The 2,018-nt window shown below is 34.4% G+C and carries 2 protein-coding genes; both read right to left on the bottom strand.

Features of this window, described 5'->3' with window-relative positions; genetic code table 11:
* Positions 1-107: 107 nt before the first annotated feature.
* Positions 108-476, bottom strand: coding sequence for a response regulator (locus U9P79_08570; protein ID MEA2104675.1), 369 nt, complete (start codon positions 474-476; stop codon positions 108-110).
* A gap of 1 nt (position 477) precedes the next feature.
* On the bottom strand, positions 478-2,018 hold a 1,541-nt coding region (locus U9P79_08575), incomplete at its 5' end, for a PAS domain S-box protein (GenBank protein ID MEA2104676.1).

The raw sequence follows: 2,018 nt of genomic DNA on the forward strand, positions 1-2,018 counted from the left end.
TATATTTTTTGATTACGGAGCTAATGGACAGTGCTGCCACGACTCTTCTTGCTTTTCTTCTTGCTTGGCTGTGGAGCACAATGTTGTAGGTAATTTTCTATTAATACTCAGCTAAATAATGATTCAAATACCGGTTTCAAATCCCAGATTTCTACAGGTTTTATAAGAAAAGCAACAGGATTTATCTTTTGAGCACGCTCAGCAACTTGCTTATTTTCATAACCTGTCATAAATATAATTGGAATATTTGAGGTTTCTAATATTTGCTCAGCAGCTTCTATTCCGTCAATTTTACCTACCAAATGAATATCCATTAGAATTACATCAGGTTTAGTCTCTTTTACAAATTCAATTGCTTTTTCTCCGGTTGCAAAACGACCGCAAACCAGGTAACCTTCATCTTCAAGTTGCATTTTCAGCCAAGCTGAAAGAATAACTTCATCTTCTACTATTAAGATACTTTTTTGTTTTTCCATTTTACACCCTATTCTTATGATTTTCATCATTAATTTTAATATGCCATTTTAAACCTTTTTCAGATTTAATTGAAACTTCTCCTTTTAGCTGATATTCTATAACCGAAAATACAGAAGCCAAACCCATTGAACCATCTTTTCTCGGGTCGAATTTTTTTGGAAAGCCTATGCCATTATCAGCCAGTTCAAGATTTATAGTTTTATCTTTCTCTCTAAATAAACGAATGGATATTACACCTTCCTGACGATTAGGAAATGCGTGTTTGAAGATATTAGAAATAAGTTCATTGATAATTAAACCGAGAGGGACAGCATAATCGATTGAAATTATAATATCATTCATTTCTAAGTTAACTTTAATTTTCTCTGCTAAAACACCGTAACTTTGCATTATCATTTTTGTAAGATCTGCAATGTACTCTTTCAAATCTATATTAGAAAGGTCTTTGGCTTTGTATAATTTCTGATGAACCAGTGCCATTGCCTGTATCTTATTGTTTACCTCCCTGAAAGTGGATTTTACAAATTCATTGTCAGAACGTCTGGACTCCATTGAAAGCATTGCTTTGATCACCGCCATATTATTTTTAGTTCGATGATATATTTCTTGTATTAATGCTGTCTTTTCTTTCAATCTGTTCGCAATTTCTTTTTCGGCTGCTTTCAGAGCGCTGATATCTGTTATAAAGGCAAAGCAACCTTCACGCTCTCCTTTGCTGTTAAACTGAGAAGTAGCATTAAATAATGTGGGTATTTTTCTACCGGTTTTGCTAAGCAGTGTTATTTCAAAAGAACGATGTTCAACTGCTTTTGCTTTGAAAATCTTGTCTTTGAAGATCTCAGCATTTTCTTCATCCACAAAATCGAAAGGGGTTTTACCAAGAATTTCGTCTTTTGTATAACCGAGTATTTTACAGAAAGAATCATTTACATTGATTGTTTTGTTATTGATATCGATCATCCAGAAACCTTCGGCTGCAGTTGAAATAAGGGAACGGTATTTCTCTTCACTCTTACGTAATTCCTTCCGTGCTTTCTTAGCTTCTGTAATATCCTCCGCCACTTTTATATAATTGATGATTTTGCCCTGCTCATCAAATATGGGTGAAATAGAAGCCATTTCCCAATACAAATCACCATTTTTCTTTTTGTTATGAAATTCTCCCCGCCACTCTTTGCCGGAAGAAATTGTTTTCCATAATTCTTTAAACATTTCATCAGGTTGCTCACCGGATTTCAGGATTCTCGGGTTTTTGCCTTTTGCTTCTTCAAAAGTATATCCGGTAAGCTCCGTAAATTTAGGGTTAACATATTCCAGGTTTCCATCTAAATCTGTTATGGCAATTACAGAAGGGCTTTGCTTTACGGCTGTGGAGAGTTTGGTGAGCTCTTTTTCCGCCTGCTTGCGTTCGGTAATTTCTGCTTTCAAATTTACTGTAGTCTTATTCAAATCCGTTAAAACAGATAAAGTAGCAATTCGTTGTTTTTCACTTTTTTCAAATTGCTTTTCCAGATTTATTGTTCTTTCTTTCACCTGTTCTT

The sequence above is a fragment of the Candidatus Cloacimonadota bacterium genome, from assembly GCA_034661015.1.
GTDB lineage: Bacteria > Cloacimonadota > Cloacimonadia > JGIOTU-2 > JGIOTU-2 > JAYEKN01.